Source organism: Martinezella lusitana, assembly GCF_016901135.1.
GTDB lineage: Bacteria > Pseudomonadota > Alphaproteobacteria > Rhizobiales > Rhizobiaceae > Rhizobium > Rhizobium lusitanum_D.
Window position 1 is genome coordinate 1 of sequence record NZ_JAFEVL010000064.1, and the last position, 12,711, is coordinate 12,711.

A 12,711-nucleotide genomic window follows, 5' to 3' on the forward strand; every position below is an offset into this window, starting at 1 on the left:
ACCATCCGCAGGCTGAGCGGAAACCGGAAATAGAGCCAAACGGCATGGACAATCACCTCCGCTGGAAATCGGTGGCGACGATAAAGAGGATCACGGGTAAATCTGGTCATCCCACCAGATCCCACATTTTGATCGATGCGCGGTTAACGTTACGGTGCCTAACCCGCTGGTAGTCGAATCGAGGGTTCTCCTGCCGTGACCGTGCCCCCAGCCTTGCCCAGGCGCACATGACTTTCTGCTTCTCGTCCTCCTTTTGGAATTAAGCTTGAGCTTTGCTCAACGCGGTGAGACCTGGCATGCAATCGCCCAGACAAAGCCCGATAGCTCGCGGGCAATCGCGGTAGTGACCGTCGTTACCGGCTTTCCGGCCTTCGCAAGCTTCCGGTATCGGCTGTACAGTCTTAGCTGCGCCTTCCATGCCGAGTCACGGATCGGTTTTGGAAGTTGCTCCTGTCGGATCAACTGATCGCGTCTGATCTTTGCTGAAAACCGATAACTCCAGGCAGCTTCGATGAGCATGCGGCGGGCCATTGTGTTGCCTGCTTTTGTAATCCCACCCTGCCGCCGAGTTCCGCCACTTGAGCGTTCTGAGGGCACCACCCCGAGATACGCCATCAATTGGCGCGGGTTTGTAAAACGGCTCAGATCGCCAAGCTCTGCAATGATCGTGGCCGCCGTCACCAGAGCCATGCCGCGTAGCGATTGCAGTGCGACGACCACCGGGGCCAATGACCAGTCGCTCCGCGTGGCCTCGATCTGCTTCGTTAGCCTATCGCGCCGCTCGGTTGCGGCCTCGATCGTGGCGATATGATCCTCGAGCACGATATTGTGGATTGGCTGCTCGAAGCGAAGACCGGCCAACCAACGTCGATGCATCTGTGTCCAGGCCGGGCGGCTGTAGTGAAAGCCATGGCGCAATAAAAATCCGCTGAGCTGCTGTCGGGCTTGCCGCAGGCTGCGGACCGCGGCAAGCCGTGCCCGGACCAAATCACGCATCGCCTCATGGGCGGGGTCGGGTATCCAGACCGCGCTCAACTCACCGGCTCTATGCAGCCTTGCCAGATTGTTGGCATCACGACGGTCTGTTTTGATACGATCGCCAGGCTTTTTTGGGATCAACGATGGCGCAACGACTACACAGTCATGACCCGCGGCAGACAGTTGCCGTTGAATGCCATAGCCGCAGGGGCCCGCTTCGTAGCAAAACTTCAGCGTCCTCCCTGGCTGTGACAGCTTCGACAGCATACGTGCCAGAGCTGCAGCGGTATTTACGATTTGGCCGAATGCACGCGCGTCGCCGCGCCCACCACCATCGGCAAGTGCCACTGCGATCGTCTCTTTGTGAACATCCAAACCAACATATGTGATAGTCTCGTTCATGGCCCGTCTCCTATGCATGAGGCTCTGTGCGAGGTTAACTTACGCAACCCTCGATACCTGCATATTGTGTGACGGGTCACCCGGTCCCCAGGCGAACATTTAGTCTAGAAGCGGAAGGGAATCCAAAATTGGGATACTGACTTCTGACATCATCTCTCGCTGTCGGTTACGGAAAAATTTTTGTGTTGCGAACCGAGCGACGCAATCCAGCCACGTCGCTCGGTAAAATCAACCGCCGAAGTGGAAATTTGCGGTAAAAAGTGATTTTTTGCCATGGTGTGTGCGCAAAACCGCATCACATGAAAGCAGAATTGCAACAAATTCGAAATTTTGACAACAGCGACTGCGTGTGTATCTACGATGTTCAACGCAATGGAGATGCCACAGCCGATCGCGGCTCCTGTGCCAGTGAGCTCTAGAAAAGGGTGGCTTTCTTTTCAAGCGGTGGTGTCGACCTGGCATGAGGCGTATGTCCGCCGCGACTGCCGTATCGCAATCCTGAGGGAACGTACCTGTGAGAATGGGGAATCAAGATACGAGCTCCCGTTCGTACGGCCTGCATACTCTATCAAGCCCATGGACAGGCTCCAGTGCTGATGATTGTCTACAAGCTCTGGATGGCCCAATTTAAGCTCGATGCGAAATTTCAGGCGAAGGATGCAAGGGCTCCCCTCAGCAAGGGGTATTGTGTCGATCCGATCCGACCCGCACCGATCTGGAGCTGCAGAAACAATCGAAAGGCATGAAGGTCAAGACACGGCGGGATTTCGGCAAATAGATACGCTCAGATGCCTACGCTGTCGTACAGACGCAGAGCAGCGTCCGGAACACGCAATGGCTTGAAAAAGTTATAGGTATAACCAATGGCAAAAGCTTGCCGTTGGTGCTCTGGCCAAACCAGCGACACGCAGCAATTCGTTGCTGCAAAAGCCACGAAAAGTTCGCTGGCCGAACTTTCAGTTATTCGCTTGTTCCTGCAGAAGCCCATTCGCGATGTTTCCGTTCATGGTGTAGCATCCTCCAGTAATTGTTGATGATGGTGACGTCGATAAGCGCCGTTGAAGAGTAAGTTCCGGTGTCGAACGCCCGCCACGTCTGCGAAGAACATTGAAGCTCCTTCTCGCATCAATGGTTTGCTCGACTGGCGTCTGCCGCTTTGCTGTCGAAAAATTCCAGAAGTACGGCATTGAACGCGTGCGCCGACTCGATGTTGACGATGTGCCGGCCCGGCAACGACAGATGTCGGCCCTGCTGCACGCGGGCGGCAAGGTTTTCCAGGTCGGCTGGCGGGCACACCGGGTCGTCATCACCGGAAACGCCGAGCAGAGGGTTGGCGATCCGTTCGATATCCTGACGCAGGTCGGCCCCGGCCAGAGCCGCGCAGCAGCCGATATACCCATCGATCGACGTGGCGACAAAACTGTCGAGCACCTTGCCGACGGTGCCGGGTTCGACTGCGTTGAACCTCGGAGTGAACCAGCGCTCGGCGGTGGCGGCAGTCAGTGCCGCAAGACCGTTCTTCCGCACGGCGTCCCTGCGCGCGATCCAGCTTTCGGCGGTACCGATCTTGGTGGAAGTCGCACACACAGCGATCCTGCCAAGGCGCTGCCCGGCATGAATGCCCAGCCACTGCCCTGTCAGGCCGCCGATAGACAGACCGCAGAAATGCACTCGCTCTATTTGCAGCGCATCGAGCAGCACGAGAACGTCGTTGCCGAGGTCGGCCAATCCGTATGGTGGCGGTGGAGCCGAAGACAGACCGTGACCGCGGCGATCGTACCTTAGCATGCGGAAATGCTGCCACAGTCCGGCCACCTGCGAGTCCCACATGTGCAGGTCGGCGCCAAGCGAATTGCAGAACATAAGCCAGGGCTTGCTTTGGCCGCCAGCCGTGTCACCGTCGATACGGTAATGGAGGCGATGACTGGGAAGATCAAGATAAGGCATAGGTCAAATGCTCACGATGTGGACAGTCGGCAGAAGGATGATCAGTGGCGCGTAACCCCGCTCCGACCAGGCAATCACCACCAGCACCCGGCTCAGCACATGCCGGACACGCCGCAGCCGATGGCGATGTCCAGACCCGCGCTTCCGGCAGCGCCGGGGTTCAGTCCCTGCGCTACCGGAAAGACTAGGACCAGCGGTCCGGCACATGCGATCAGCGTGGATACGACACCGGCCACAAACAGCTGGGAGGGATGCATCCGCAAAGATTGCCTTTCATGCCGGTCACCGGTCCCTCTCCTTATGCCGCGGCAAGCTGAACGGTGCCGGCGCGGCGTGCATTGCTTATCGCGAACACCAGCATCGCCAGAGCCGCGATCGCAGCAGGGATGGAGAAGATCAGGAAGTTCTGCTGGAGCGGAAATTCCATCGCCAGCAGCGCACCGCCCATGGTGGGGCCGACAATGGCACCGATGCGGCCAACGCCCGAAGCCCAGCCGAGCCCCGTGGAGCGGACGGAGAGGTTATAAAGCTGGGCCACGCTGGCATAGAGCAGGATCTGCGTGCCGATGGTGGTGGCGCCCGCAACGAAAACCATCAGGAACAGCAGTCCCGCGGACGGGGTCAAGCCGATCAGCGCGATCGACACGGCAGCGGCAACGAAGAAGCCGACCACCACCTTCGGCAGACCGAACCGGTCGCCCAACCGGCCGCCGGCGATCGCTCCGACCAGGCCGCCGAAATTGAGGGAGAAGAGGCTCAAGAGGCTGGCCTTTTCGGCATAGCCGGCTTCCTGCAGCACCTTCGGTAGCCAGGACGACAGCAGATAGACGAGCAGCAGGCAGCAGAAGAAGGCGACCCACAGCATGAGCGTACGCAGCGTACGCTGGTGCCGGAACAGTTCGGCAACCGACGCGGACGCGCCCTTGATTTCGGAAAAGACCAGCCTGTCGACCTCGCCGAGGCGCGCGGAGGGATCAATCTTGGCGTAGATCTGCTTCGCCTTCTCCTGCTCGCCCTGACGGATGAGGAAGCCGAGCGATTCCGGCAGCTTCCACAGGATGACCGGCAACAGCACCAGCGGCAGCGCGGCGACGAAGAACATCGGCTTCCAGCCGAACTGCGGGATGAGGCCGATGCCGAGGCCCGCCGCGACCATGCCGCCGACCGAATAACCGGAGAACATCAGCGCCACCATGGTGCTGCGAAGGCGCTTCGGCGCATATTCGTTCATCAGCGCCACGACGTTCGGCATCAGCCCGCCGCAGCCGAGACCGGCGATGAAGCGGAAGATCTTGAACTCGCCCGGCGAGCTGGCGAAGCCGGTGAGCAGAGTGGACACCGTGAAGAGCACGAAGCTGATGGCAATGCCCTTCTTACGGCCGATCCTGTCGGCCAGCGGTCCGAAAAAGAGAGCGCCAAACATCATGCCGAATAGCGCCCAGGCCTGCAGCGCGCCGGCCTGCGGCTTGCTCAGGGCCCACTCGGCGATCAGCGTCGGCAACACGGTGCCAGCGACGAAGACGTCATAGCCGTCGACGATCAGCAGCAGGGCGCAGAGCCCCACCACCAACCACTGGAAACCCCCGAACGGATTGTTGTCTATTGCTTCATTCACATCGATGGTGCGCATGATCACTCCTCCCCGAGTCCGTTACGCGTTCAAGTCTTCAGCCGATGTCGCCCCCGGCCACAGGCAGCACGCTGCCGGTGATGTAAGACGCCTCGTCGGAGGCCAGGAACAGGATCGGCGCGGCCTGTTCGTCGATAGTGCCGTACCGCTTCATGAAACTGGATTGCTTCACCTGGTGGACGACCTCGGCCATCCAAGCCTTCTCTGTCTCCGTATCGCCGGCGGCGTTGCGCGGGACGCGGCGCGGCGGCACCTCCGTGCCACCGGGCGCCGTGGCGACCACGCGGATGTTACGTTCCGCCAGTTCCATCGCTAGTGATTGGGTGATGGCGTTCACGCCGCCCTTGGCCGCCGAATAGGGCACGCGATGGATGCCGCGCGTTGCGTTCGAGGACACATTCACGATGGTGCCGCCACCGCGCGCGAACAGATGCGGCAGGACGGCATGGCAGCAATAAAGCGTCGGCATCAGCGAGCGGCGGATCTCCGCATCGATCTGCTGTGGCTCGAACTCTCCGTAAGGGCGCATGCGGATCGCTCCACCGACATTGTTGATCAGGATGTCGATGCCGCCGAATGTATCCGCGGCAAAATGCATGGCCGCAGCCGCGCCCTCATAGGTCTCGAGGTCAGCGGTGAAGGCTGCGGCCTGGCCGCTGCCGGCCTCTGCGGCCACCTCGGCGACGAAATCGGCGCGATCTACGAACACGACCTTGCCGCCCTCCTCCGCGGCGCGGATCGCCACGGCGCGGCCGATGCCTTGTGCGGCACCGGTGACGACCAGCACCTTGTCAGCAAAGCGGCTTGCGAAGCGCACCGTGCTCATTCGGCCGCCTTCGCCGCTGCATTGGGCGTGAACTTCTCGTAGTGGAAGCTGGCGGGCTTCACGCCCTTGTCATCGAAATGCCTGCGGACGGTATCAACCATCGGCGGCGGACCGCACAGGTAGACGTCGACGTCGCCCCCGTTCAGCACCTCGGCCGGCATGTGCTGGGTGACCCAGCCCTTGCACGGATGGTTCGAGGCCTCCTCAGCCACCACCGTCGTGAAGCTGAAGTTGGGCAGACGCGCCCTATACGCCTCGATGTCATCGACGAGAACCAGATCGAGATCGCGGGTCACACCATAGATCAAATGCACTTTCTGCCGCCTGTCCTCCCGGGCTAGAACCTCCAGCATCGAGAGGAACGGCGCGAGCCCCGTCCCGCCGGCGAGGAACAGGAGCGGCCTCTGGACGTCACGCAGATAAAAGCTACCCAGCGGCCCCGTGAGCTCGAGCTTCGTGCCGGCCTCTGCACTCTCCAGCCAGCTGCTCATCAGCCCGCCCGGAATCTTCTTGATCAGGAAGCCGATGCGCCGCTCTCCGGGCGCCGTGCTGAAAGAGTAGGAGCGATGCTGCCCGCTGCCCGGCACGTCGATATTGACGTACTGGCCGGGCAGGAAGACAGGTGCTTGCGTATCGACATCCAGCTCCAGCACGATCGCGGCATCGTTGTGCGGCACCACATTGGCCACCGCGGCGGAGAAGATCTGTTGCCCGGTCTTGCAGGAAACCGAGGTCGTCGGGACCGCAATCACGCAGTCCGAGGTCGGTTTCATCTGGCAGGTCAGCACCAAACCGCGCTCCGCTTCGTCGGCCGTCAACGCATCGTCGATGAAGTCGTCGCCAAGGTCGTAGCTGCCGCTCTCGGTCTGGCACTTGCAGGTGCCGCACACGCCGTCGGAACAGTCCATCGGCAGGTTAATCTTGCTGCGAAAGGCAGCATCGAGAACCTTCTCGCCGTCCTTGCATTCGATGAAGCGGGTCACCCCATCCTCGAAGTTCAATGCAATCTGGTAGCAGGTCATGGAACCCTCCTCATCAGTCTCTGCGCCGGCTGGCGACGTCTGTCAGATGTGATAGACGTCGATGACCTGGCGGATGTAGTCGTTTTTCAGCACGATCTTCTTGCTTGCGATCAGCAGTCCGTCGCCGCTCTTGCGCAAAGTGACGAACATGGAGCCGAAGAAGTGGTCGGTTACCTTGTAGCGATGGTTCAACGTGTGGAAGTTATAGCGGACGTCCACCTCCTCGCCGCGGACCTCCAGCACTTCGACATTAGTCACATTGTGGCTGGTGCGCGGCTCCGGCGTGGAGGCGCCCGAACGCTCGGTCTTGATGCGGAACACACGATCTTCCAGGCCGTCGCGGCTCGGATAGTAGATCAGCGATATCTGCGCCTGCGGATCCTCGGTGAGCTGGTCGTCATCGTCCCAGGCCGGCATCCAGTAGGCCACGTCGGGCGCATAGCAGGTGAGCCATTCGTCCCACTCGCGATCGTCGAGAAGACGTGATTCCCGGTAAAGGAAGGCGCAGATGGCGTCGTAGGAAATGCTCATGCGACCACTCCGTTCTTTTCGGTGGACAGCGCATCGCGCATCACCTTGGCCCAGTATTCGTGCTGGCGGACGAACAGCCCTTCGTCCTCGCTTCGCTCGCCCGACAGCAGCGGCTCGATGCCCATCCTCTTTGCATTTTCGTCCGGACCGTCGATCCACAAGGGTGCGCCACGCGACAGGTCGTTCCAGAGCGCTGCGGTGCCGGCATAACCGGCCTGGCAGGCGCGAAATTCCTCCAGGTCATCGGCCGTGCCCATGCCGGAGACGTTGAAGAAGTCCTCGTACTGGCGGATGCGCAGCGCACGATCCGCGTCGCTTTCGCCCTTCGGCGCGAAGCAGAAGATGCTGATCTCGGTTTTGTCGACACTGATCGGCCGCGTCACGCGGATTTGCGTGCTGAACTGATCCATCAGGAACACGTTTGGATAGAGGCAGAGATTGCGGGTCTGATTGACGATGAAATCCGCCTTGTCCTCGCCGACACGTGCCTTGATCTCGTCCCGCTGGTGGTAGACAGGACGGACCTCCGGGTTCATGGTGTTGGTCCACAACAGGATATGGCCGTTCTCGAAACCGTAGACACCGGCGACAGAGCGGCTCCAGCCATTGGCATCGACCGCCTTCGTGCCCTCCTCTTTGCGCCGTCCCATCGTTGCAGCGTAATTCCAGTGCACGGAGCTGACGTGGTAGCCGTCGCAGCCATTCTCCATCTGCAGCTTCCAGTTACCGTCGTAGATGTAGGACGAATTGCCCCGCAGGACTTCCAGCCCGATTGGAGCTTGGTCCACGATCTGGTCGATGATGACCTTCGTCTCGCCAAGGAACTCCTCAAGCGGCGCCACGTCCTCGTTCAGGCTGCCGAACAGGAAGCCGCGATAGCTTGCGAAACGCGGCACGCGCTTCAGGTCGTGCGAGCCGTTCTGCCCGAACTGCGGAGGATATTGGGTGGATTTCTCGTCCTTTACCTTGAGCAGCTTGCCGGTGTTGGAAAAAGTCCAGCCATGGAAGGGACAGGTGAAACTGCCCTTATTGCCGTGCTTGCGCCGGCACAGCATGGCGCCGCGATGGGCACAGGCATTGATGACCGCGTGCAGTTCCCCATGCTTGTCGCGGGTGACGACCACCGGCTGTCGGCCGATATAAGTCGTATAGTAGTCGTTGTTCTCCGGGATCTGGCTCTCATGGGCCAGATAGACCCAGTTGCTCTCGAAGATGTGCTTCATCTCCAGCTCGAACAGGTCTTCGTTGGTGAAAATATCGCGGCGGCAGCGGAATATGCCGGCTTCCTTGTCATCCTGCACCGCGGTGGCGAGCAGATGATCGAGGTCCCGGGCTTTGTCGATAATTGCAGACAATGATCTATCTCCCGCAAAGTACGCGCTATGACGGGCGCAGTCTTTGCAACAATGTCGATGATGACGGTCCGTTCGGGCCGCCGGTTTTGCCGCTCACGCGGCTGCGCGCTTTCGCTGCTCGTTGATCTGGTTGTCCACACCGTCCACCAAGGCAGTCAGGTGAATGTCGAACTCGATCTCAGCAAAAGAACCGCTCAAACCGTTAGCCTCAATACTGGCCTCGTCGGTCCGTTCGATGACGGCGGGAACCAGGCCATCGCGTGTCGCATAGGCGAAATCGTCATTGACCAGCGGATCGCCTTCGATGTTGATCTGGGTCGTCAGCTTGCGATGGCCGTCGGCGCTGATGAAGAAGTGGATATGTGCGGGGCGCTGGCCGTGGCGGCCGAGCGCGGAAAGCAGCTGCTCTGTCGGGCTGCCGGGCGGCACGCCATAGCCGTTCGGTACGATGCTCTGGAACCTATAACAGCCGTGCGTGTCGGCGATGATCGTGCGGCGCATGTTGAACGGCGCCTGCTTTCCCGTCGGGTCGAAGTGCGAATAGAAACCGCGGGTGTCGCAGTGCCAGACTTCGACGGTGGCCCCCGGCAACGGTTGGCCGTCGGCGCCGAAGACGGTGCCATGCATGATAAGGGTGTGGCCGTCTTCGTCGGTGCCGTCGTCGAGACGGGAAAATCCGTGCGATACGGGCGCGCCTGCCACGTAGAGCGGACCTTCGATCGTGCGCGGGGTCGGATTGTCGATGCCGAGCGCCTCGTCGATTGCGTCGAGACGCTCGTCGATGAAATGATCGAGACCGAGACCGGGCGAGATCAGGCCAGCTTGGCCGGTAGCGCCGATCTCGTTGAGCCAGGCGATACCAGCCCAATATTCGTCGGGGGTGATGTCGAGATCATCGATCGCCTTGAACAGATCGGACATAATTCGATGAACGATCTGCTTGACGCGCGGGTTTCCGCTATCCTTGTCCAAACCGCTGAGGACCTTCAGAAAGTCCTGAATTTCCGGTTTGTTGAAAATCTTCACGCTCATTTTATCCTCCACTTGCATTGCTTTGAAAGCTGGGCCGCCTCCCGTCCTCTCGGGCAGTGACGCCTACGTCGGTTCTAGGTGTCGTCCTCGCGGATCGCGGAGGGATGCCGCAGCAGCGGCGTCACCTCGATGTCCATGAACTTGAACAACGGCAGCCCCGACAAAACCTCGTGCAGCTCCGCATTGTCCTTCACGTCGAAGACACTGTAGTTCGCGTACTTGCCGGCGATGCGCCAGACGTGCCGCCATTTACCGCTACGCTGCAGTTCCTGCGAATAGGCCCTTTCTCGGGCGATGATGTCGGCCGCCTCTGCCGCGGGAAGGTCATGGGGAATATTTACATCCATCCGTACATGAACGAGCATGATCTCACCCCACCACACGTAAGCTCGAAGCGTGCTTGCCGCCCCTGCGGAAACGATCGACGGCTTCCTCGGAGAGCATCACCCCGAGGCCGGGACCCGTCGGCAATTGCAGCTCGAAGTTCTCGAAGCGGAGCGGCTCCTCCAGGAGTTCGTCGGTCAGAAGCAGGGGGCCGAAGAACTCGGTGCCCCATTCCAGTTCCTTGACAGTTGCCATCAACTGGGAGGCGGCGATCGTGCCGATCGGCCCCTCCAGCATGGTGCCGCCATAAATGCCGATGCCTGCGGTTTCCGCGATCGCGATCACTCGGGCTGCGGCAAACAACCCTCCCGCCTGCTCGATCTTGATCGAGAACACGTCGGCAGCCCGCGCAGTCGCCGCCTCGAGTGCGCTTTCCGGTCCGACCAAAACCTCGTCGGCCATGATAGCGATCGGGGAAGCCCGCCGCAGACGGGCGAGGGCTGCGATCCCCGGCACAGGTTGTTCGACCAGCACACAGCCGGCGTCGGCCAGAGCCTGGATCGCATTGCGCGCCTCCCGCTCCCGCCACGCCATGTTCACGTCGACCCGGATGGAGGCTAGGTCCGGCAGCGCCTTGCGGATGGCGCTCACATGGCGGATATCATCGTCAATCGATTTTACCCCGATCTTCAGCTTGAAGTCCTTGTGGCGTCGCCGGTCAAGCATGGCTTGCGCCTCATCGATGTCCTTGACGGTGTCGCCGGAGGCGAGCGTCCAGGCGATTGGAAGGCTGTCGCGTCGCCGCCCGCCGAGCAGTTCCGACATCGGCAAACCGAGGCGGCGTGCATGGCAATCGAGCAAGGCCGCCTCGACCGCGCATTTCGCGAAGTGATTTCCTTTCACCGCTTTGACGACAAGGTCCATGGCAGCCTGGATGCGCGTCGCGTCACGGCCGATCAGCAGCGGCGCGATATACTCGTCGATCGTCAACTTCATGCCTTCCGGGCTTTCCGGCCCATAGGCGAGACCGCCGATCGTCGTCCCCTCCCCGAGTCCCTCGAAGCCGTCGGAGCAGCGGACGCGGACGATGGTCATGCTTTGCCGGTTCATGGTCACCATCGACAGCCGATGTGGCCGGATGGTGGGCAGATCGAGTATAGTTGTTTCGATCACGCTGATGCGGATTTCCGTAGACACCAGGCTTTCCTCCCTTGATTGCGAGGAAATTAGCGCCCATTTTAAAATCAGTCCAAAACTATAAAAGTTGGATTTGATACCTGAAAGGTATAATTATGGAGTTGAGGCAGCTGCGCTATTTTCTTGCCGTCGCGCGCGAGCGCAACTTCTCGCGTGCCGCAGAAATCCTCCATATCGCACAGCCGCCCCTCAGCCGGCAGATTCAGCAATTGGAAGACGAACTCGGCGTGCTGCTTATCGACCGGTCGAGCCGCCCTCTCGATCTGACGGAGGCCGGCCGTTTTTTCTATGAGCAAGCCGGACAGATCATTGCCCGGACCGAACATATGCGCGAGCAGACGCGCAAGATCGGCTTGTCGAAACGGGAGCGTTACGTCATCGGTTGCGTCGGTTCGACCCTTTATGGCGGAATGCCGGACCTCGTCCGCCGCATGCGCAAGCGCTGGCCGGATATCGACATCGAGATCCGGGAAATGATGTCGACCGAGCAGGTGACTGCTCTCAAGGAGAGGCGGATCGATCTCGGTTTCGGCAGGGTTCGCTTCAACGATAGAAAAGTCGAGAGGCTGACGCTTCGAGAGGAACGACTGGTCGTCGCTTTCCCCAAGGGACATCCGAAATCACTCTCCACCGAGCCGATAGCGCTTGCCGAACTGGAGGGTGAACCGCTCATCGTCTATCCATCGGCTCCGCGTCCGAGCTTTGCCGACGAGATCCTCAACATGTTGACCGAGCAAGGCATTTCTCCTGCCAACGTGGAAGAGGTCCGTGAAATTCAGACCGCATTGGGTATCGTGGCGGCCGGGGTGAGCTTGTGCGTCATTCCCGCGGCGTCGCAGCGGCAAAGACCCGACGACGTGTGTTACCGCACCATAAAGGACGAGAACGCCACGTCGCCTATCATCATGAGTTTCAGGCGCGACGATGCAAAGGGAAGAATCGAAGAGATCAAGCAGATTATTCGCGAGATGTATGCCGACAACCCGCCCTGGCTGCAACTATCCAACGTACAACTCGACGGGGCCTGATGTCTCCCTCGCATTCGCAGCCGCACGGCAGCCAGCCATCCAGTGAGCTGGGACGTGTTCGGAAGACATCGAGGCGCCGACCTCTCAAAACGTCGCGGACAATCTTCCGACTATGGCCGGTTTGCCGAACGATCTGTCGAATTGAGGTTCCCTGCTTCGACAGTTCCCGGATCGCGTTGTTTGTCTCCTGGCGGCGCACGTATCCCTCGTACTGCAGCCTTTCCGCGTAAGTCAGAAGCTTGGGATCAACGACGTTGCTGCCGACCGCCTGCCTGATCTGGCGCATCGACTTGCCGACCGCATCGAGAAACGCTTAGGAGGCGGAATAATGATCTCCACGATCTCGCCAAGACGTGTTAGCAGAAGATCACGGGTCGGAGCTCCGTCATAGGCGCCATCACCGATAAACTTGGCAACTGGGCCATCAATCTGATCCAGA

At 60.2% G+C, this 12,711-nt stretch carries 12 protein-coding genes and 3 pseudogenes; 1 reads left to right on the top strand and 14 read right to left on the bottom strand.

The features are described 5' to 3' along the window. From JTP94_RS27890 to JTP94_RS27945, 12 genes and pseudogenes are all read right to left on the bottom strand, one after another. Nucleotides 1–110 (bottom strand): annotated as a pseudogene (locus JTP94_RS27890) (IS6 family transposase); the annotation flags it as partial. A 166-nt stretch (nucleotides 111–276) separates the two neighbouring features. Then, nucleotides 277–1,380, bottom strand: coding sequence for an IS110 family transposase (locus JTP94_RS27895; protein WP_204853687.1), 1,104 nt, complete (start codon nucleotides 1,378–1,380; stop codon nucleotides 277–279). A gap of 1,125 nt (nucleotides 1,381–2,505) precedes the next feature. Further along, entirely contained in the window at nucleotides 2,506–3,327 is an 822-nt protein-coding gene (gene pcaD / locus JTP94_RS27900; RefSeq protein WP_204853688.1) for a 3-oxoadipate enol-lactonase, read from the bottom strand. Between the two features lie 92 nt (nucleotides 3,328–3,419). Continuing rightward, nucleotides 3,420–3,584, bottom strand: a complete 165-nt coding sequence (locus JTP94_RS27905; RefSeq protein ID WP_204853689.1) for a hypothetical protein — start codon at nucleotides 3,582–3,584, stop codon at nucleotides 3,420–3,422. Nucleotides 3,585–3,625: 41 nt separating this feature from the next. Continuing rightward, nucleotides 3,626–4,957 carry an MFS transporter gene (locus JTP94_RS27910; protein WP_204853690.1) on the bottom strand — a complete coding sequence of 444 codons (1,332 nt, stop codon included), beginning with the start codon at nucleotides 4,955–4,957 and terminating at the stop codon, nucleotides 3,626–3,628. Nucleotides 4,958–4,994: 37 nt separating this feature from the next. Continuing rightward, nucleotides 4,995–5,783 (bottom strand): benzoate diol dehydrogenase BenD, encoded by a 789-nt coding sequence (benD, locus tag JTP94_RS27915; protein WP_204853691.1) that lies wholly within the window; start codon nucleotides 5,781–5,783, stop codon nucleotides 4,995–4,997. Continuing rightward, nucleotides 5,780–6,805, bottom strand: coding sequence for a benzoate 1,2-dioxygenase electron transfer component BenC (benC, locus tag JTP94_RS27920; RefSeq protein WP_204853692.1), 1,026 nt, complete (start codon nucleotides 6,803–6,805; stop codon nucleotides 5,780–5,782). The genes benD and benC overlap by 4 nt, the downstream gene beginning before the upstream one ends. Nucleotides 6,806–6,847: 42 nt before the next feature. Further along, entirely contained in the window at nucleotides 6,848–7,336 is a 489-nt protein-coding gene (gene benB, locus JTP94_RS27925) for a benzoate 1,2-dioxygenase small subunit (protein ID WP_204853693.1), read from the bottom strand. Next, entirely contained in the window at nucleotides 7,333–8,691 is a 1,359-nt protein-coding gene (locus JTP94_RS27930) for a Rieske 2Fe-2S domain-containing protein (RefSeq protein ID WP_204853694.1), read from the bottom strand. The genes benB and JTP94_RS27930 overlap by 4 nt, the downstream gene beginning before the upstream one ends. A 93-nt stretch (nucleotides 8,692–8,784) precedes the next feature. Then, entirely contained in the window at nucleotides 8,785–9,723 is a 939-nt protein-coding gene (gene catA / locus JTP94_RS27935) for a catechol 1,2-dioxygenase (protein ID WP_204853695.1), read from the bottom strand. Nucleotides 9,724–9,797: 74 nt separating this feature from the next. Next, complete coding sequence (gene catC / locus JTP94_RS27940) at nucleotides 9,798–10,088, bottom strand: muconolactone Delta-isomerase (protein WP_204853696.1); 291 nt, start codon at nucleotides 10,086–10,088, stop codon at nucleotides 9,798–9,800. A gap of 4 nt (nucleotides 10,089–10,092) precedes the next feature. Further along, the gene (locus JTP94_RS27945; protein WP_312038194.1) at nucleotides 10,093–11,244 is read right to left on the bottom strand and encodes a muconate/chloromuconate family cycloisomerase; all 1,152 of its coding nucleotides are present in this window, start codon (nucleotides 11,242–11,244) and stop codon (nucleotides 10,093–10,095) included. 95 nt (nucleotides 11,245–11,339) lie between these two features. Between JTP94_RS27945 and JTP94_RS27950 the strand changes: the two genes are divergently transcribed. After that, on the top strand, nucleotides 11,340–12,272 hold the full coding sequence (locus JTP94_RS27950; protein ID WP_204853697.1) for a LysR family transcriptional regulator: 933 nt from the start codon (nucleotides 11,340–11,342) through the stop codon (nucleotides 12,270–12,272). A 25-nt stretch (nucleotides 12,273–12,297) separates the two neighbouring features. Here the strand turns inward: JTP94_RS27950 and JTP94_RS35660 are convergent. Beyond that, a pseudogene (locus JTP94_RS35660) lies at nucleotides 12,298–12,585 on the bottom strand (ISL3 family transposase); the annotation flags it as partial. Then, nucleotides 12,504–12,711 (bottom strand): annotated as a pseudogene (locus JTP94_RS35665) (hypothetical protein); the annotation flags it as partial. The pseudogenes JTP94_RS35665 and JTP94_RS35660, both read right to left, overlap by 82 nt.

Excerpts from the sequence above, each read along its gene's own strand:
- JTP94_RS27895 (WP_204853687.1), bottom strand. The coding sequence starts at position 1,380 with ATGAACGAGACTATCACATATGTTGGTTTGGATGTTCACAAAGAGACG.
- pcaD (WP_204853688.1), bottom strand. The coding sequence starts at position 3,327 with ATGCCTTATCTTGATCTTCCCAGTCATCGCCTCCATTACCGTATCGAC.
- JTP94_RS27905 (WP_204853689.1), bottom strand. The coding sequence starts at position 3,584 with ATGCATCCCTCCCAGCTGTTTGTGGCCGGTGTCGTATCCACGCTGATC.
- JTP94_RS27910 (WP_204853690.1), bottom strand. The coding sequence starts at position 4,957 with ATGCGCACCATCGATGTGAATGAAGCAATAGACAACAATCCGTTCGGG.
- benD (WP_204853691.1), bottom strand. The coding sequence starts at position 5,783 with ATGAGCACGGTGCGCTTCGCAAGCCGCTTTGCTGACAAGGTGCTGGTC.
- benC (WP_204853692.1), bottom strand. The coding sequence starts at position 6,805 with ATGACCTGCTACCAGATTGCATTGAACTTCGAGGATGGGGTGACCCGC.
- benB (WP_204853693.1), bottom strand. The coding sequence starts at position 7,336 with ATGAGCATTTCCTACGACGCCATCTGCGCCTTCCTTTACCGGGAATCA.
- catA (WP_204853695.1), bottom strand. The coding sequence starts at position 9,723 with ATGAGCGTGAAGATTTTCAACAAACCGGAAATTCAGGACTTTCTGAAG.
- catC (WP_204853696.1), bottom strand. The coding sequence starts at position 10,088 with ATGCTCGTTCATGTACGGATGGATGTAAATATTCCCCATGACCTTCCC.
- JTP94_RS27950 (WP_204853697.1), top strand. The coding sequence starts at position 11,340 with ATGGAGTTGAGGCAGCTGCGCTATTTTCTTGCCGTCGCGCGCGAGCGC.